The 3425-nt window shown below is 77.5% G+C and carries 3 protein-coding genes; all 3 read right to left on the bottom strand.

Annotated elements, in window-relative coordinates:
• Positions 1-39: 39 nt before the first annotated feature.
• The gene (locus tag FOE67_RS20290; RefSeq protein ID WP_182666278.1) at positions 40-1449 is read right to left on the bottom strand and encodes a GlnX family signal transduction membrane protein; all 1410 of its coding nucleotides are present in this window, start codon (positions 1447-1449) and stop codon (positions 40-42) included.
• A gap of 214 nt (positions 1450-1663) precedes the next feature.
• Positions 1664-2293 carry a GNAT family N-acetyltransferase gene (locus FOE67_RS20285; protein ID WP_182666277.1) on the bottom strand — a complete coding sequence of 210 codons (630 nt, stop codon included), beginning with the start codon at positions 2291-2293 and terminating at the stop codon, positions 1664-1666.
• A 125-nt stretch (positions 2294-2418) separates the two neighbouring features.
• Positions 2419-3425: mechanosensitive ion channel family protein (locus FOE67_RS20280; protein WP_228474092.1), on the bottom strand; the 1007-nt coding region annotated here is incomplete at its 5' end.

Raw genomic sequence — 3425 nt, 5'->3', positions numbered from 1 at the left:
GACCCCTCCCGCCCGTCGCCCCGCGGCCCGGCCCGGCGCTCATCGGTACTCCGCCAGCCGCCGGCCGATCCCCAGCACCACGGCCGCGGCACCGAGCAGCGCCAGCGGCACCGCCCCCTCGCCCGGGCCCCGCAGGGCCGCCCGCCCGGCGCCGGCGACCTCGTCGAACCGCTCCCGCTCGGCCTCCAGCGCGGCGCGCAGCTCCTCGCCGGCCGCCCGGGCGTACGTGCCGGTGTGCGCGGTGCCCCGACTGCCCTCCGGCTCGCCCGGGTTCCCGATCACCAGCCGGGTGGCCCGGTCGTACTCCCCGGACGCCTCGGCCCGCAGCGCCCCCGCGTTCAGTTCCCGCCAGGCCGCGACCGCCTCCCGGGCCGAGGCCAGCCGCTCCGGACCCCGGGCGTCCCGGGCCAGTTCGCCGGCCCGGGCCAGCAGCCCCGCTCCGGGGGTCCCCTCCGGCCCCAGCAACTCCTCCAGGTGCCGGCGGGCGCTCTCCGCGTACCCGCCCCCCGAGCCCCGGGCCACCAGGACGAGGTTCTCGTCGCCCCGGGCCAGGATCACCGCCGCCCACGCCTCGTTGACCGCCTCCACCGCCACCAGGTTCTCCGTGACGGCGGCGGTGAAGGCGGTCCGGGACACCGCGTGCGAGGTCAGCGCCCACCCCACCAGCACCGTCACCGCCACCGCGCCCGCCACCAGCCCGGGATTGAGGAGTCGCCGGGTGCGGCGCCGGTGCCTGCGGTGCGCGGCGACCAGGGCGAGCAGGGTGACGGCGCCGACCAGGGGCGCGGCCACCGGGCGGGCGGAGGCCCGCTCCAGGTCCGCGCGCAGCCGCTCCGTCTCCAGGGCGTGCAACTCGCCGGCGGCGGGGAGCATCACCTCCTGCATCAGGGAGTTGGCGTAGCGCAGGTAGGCGCCGCCCAGCGGCAGGCCCCGGCGGTTGTCGGCCCGTGCGGTTCCCACCAGGGCCGTGTAGACGGGCAGGGTGCGGTTGAGCAGGTCGATCCGCTCGGCGGCCTCGGCCGCCGGCCCCGCGTCGGGTCGGGGGTGGGAGGCGGCGGCGGTCAGCAATCCGGCCACGTCGGCGATCAGCTCCTCGTGGCGCTCGCGCACCTCGCGCGGCTCGTCGCCCCCCGCCAGGAAACCGATCGCGGCCGTGGTGTCGGCCTCGGCCAACGAGCGGTGGATGCGGGCCGCGTCCGCGCTCGGCGGGGCCCCGGAGACCAGGGCGTCGTGTGCGGCACCGGCGCGTTCCGCCACCTCGCCGGCGGTCAGCGCGCCGGTGAGCAGGACGAGTCCCGCCAGCACCGCCCCGATGACCCGCAGCCGGCCCGGTTCCGTCGCGGCGGCGGCCCGCAGTCGCAGGAGGGCCTCGACGGGGGCCGTGCGGCGGTCGGGGGCGACCCGATCGGTGCGCGGCGCGTACGGCGGACGGGTCACCGGGTGGGTCACGACCGGGCGCCTCCCCTCGCGCGTTCGGGTGCGGGGCCCGGCCACGGGCCCGCCGCGGTGCGGCCCGGCGGGCGCGGACACCGCCCTCCCGCCTCCCCGCCGGGGTGCGCCCGGCTCGTGCGCCGGCGCCCGAGGGCAGTATGACCGTCGGACCGGGCGGTGGGCGGTGGTTTTCCGGAACCCGCCGTGGCCCGGACCCGGCACCGGCGCCGGCTCACGCCTCCCGGTCGAGGGCCAACCCCAGGTGGATGACCCCGGCCCCGGCCGGACTCCGCAGCAGGGTGAAGCCCATCCGCTCGTAGAAGGCCCGGGCCCGCTCGTTGCGCGGGTCCATTCCCAGGTGCACTCCCGGCACCCCCCGCTCCCGCAGCGCCCCGCAGTACGCCTCCATCAGCCGCCGGCCCAACCCCCGGCCCTGCCCCTCGGGCAGCAGATCGATGTGCAGGTGGGCGGGGTACCGGGCGGCGATCTCCGGCACCAGCATCCGCTCGGCGTGGTGCAACAGGTCCCGCATCTCCTCGTCCGGCGTGCCGGGCGGCCCCGTCGGGGCCGGATGACGGTCGGCGACGGTCGGCAGCCATCGTTCCCGGAACGCCCGGAAGAAGGCGGTGCTGTCCGCCGTGCCCACGATGTAGCCGAGCACCCGACCGTCGTCCTCCGCGACCCGCACCAGGTCCGGCTCCAGCGCCGCGTACGGGCGCAGGAAGAGGTCGGGCAGCAGGTCGTGGTCCCGGTACACCTCCCGGGCGTCACCTCCGATGTGGCCGGTGCGCAGGCAGATCTCGGACAAGGCCCCGAGATCCTCCGGGCGTTGGGGGCGAACGACGGCACTGGGCGAGGTCATGGCGGTCATCCTGTGGCCGGTTCGCGGCACGCACAAGGGGGCGGACGCGACGGGAGGGCGGTGGGTCCGGTTCCGGTTCCCCGGGCCCACCGCCCTCCCGTCCCGTCCGTCGTGGCCCGGGGGACTCAGCGCGGTCGCGCGGGCTCCGGGGCGGCCCCCTCGCGCGGCCCGCGCAACTTCTCCAGGGTCAGCGCGGTCGCGTCCGGCTGCGCGATGCCCGCGGCGTCCAGCGCCTCCTTGAAGTGCCGGCGCATGGCGCGCTCGGCGGCGGCCGCCCGCCCCGGCTGCACCTTCGCCGTGACCTTGATGACCATCGACTCCAGCGACACCGCCTCCAGCCCGAGGACCTCCGGCGTCTCCCACAGCTGCTCGTCCCACGGCTCCCGGCGCGCCAGGTCGGCCCCGGCCTCCTCCAGGATCCGGTGCGCCCGCCCCGGGTCCGTGTCGCCCCGGACCTCGATCTCCACCGCCGCCGTCGCCCATCCCTGGCTGAGATTGCCCACCCGCTTGATCTCGCCGTTGCGCACGTACCAGATCTCCCCGTCGTCGGCGCGCAGCGTGGTGACCCGCAGGCCGATCTCCAGGACCGTCCCGGTCGCCTCACCCGCGTCGATCCGGTCCCCCACGCCGTACTGGTCCTCCAGCAGGATGAACATGCCGGTCAGCACGTCGGTGACCAGGTTGCGGGCGCCGAAGCCCAGCGCCACACCGACGATGCCCGCTCCCGCCACCAGCGGGCCGAGCTGGATGCCGAGCTGGTCCAGGACCATCAGGGCGGCGGTCCCCCACACCAGGAGCGAGGCGACGCTGCGCAGCACGGAACCGATCGCCGCCGCCCGCTGTCGCCTGCGCTCGGGGTGGGCCAGCCGGTCCCGGCCGCCGCGGGCGGCCGCCCGCTCGGAACGCCCCACGCGGTCCACGGCCCGGGTGATGGCCCGGCGCAGCACCGCCCGCACCACGGCGGCGACGATCACGATCAGCAGGATGCGCAGTCCGCCGGCGGCCCACTTCTCCCAGTTCTCCTCGATCCAGGTCGCCGCCTCGGCGGTGGACGGCGAGGTCTCGCCGAGCACGGCGAGGAGCCGTGGGGAGCCGGAGGGCCCGGGAGAGGGGGAGGCCGGAAGGGGGACGG

It is taken from the genome of Streptomyces calidiresistens, from assembly GCF_014141525.1.
In the GTDB taxonomy this organism is placed as follows: domain Bacteria; phylum Actinomycetota; class Actinomycetes; order Streptomycetales; family Streptomycetaceae; genus Streptomyces; species Streptomyces calidiresistens.
The sequence above is the reverse complement of the archived record's forward strand: the minus strand, read 5'-3'. Positions and strand labels throughout refer to the sequence as shown.

Coding starts and splice junctions, on each gene's coding strand:
- FOE67_RS20285 (WP_182666277.1), bottom strand. CDS start 2,293: ATGACCTCGCCCAGTGCCGTCGTTCGCCCCCAACGCCCGGAGGATCTC.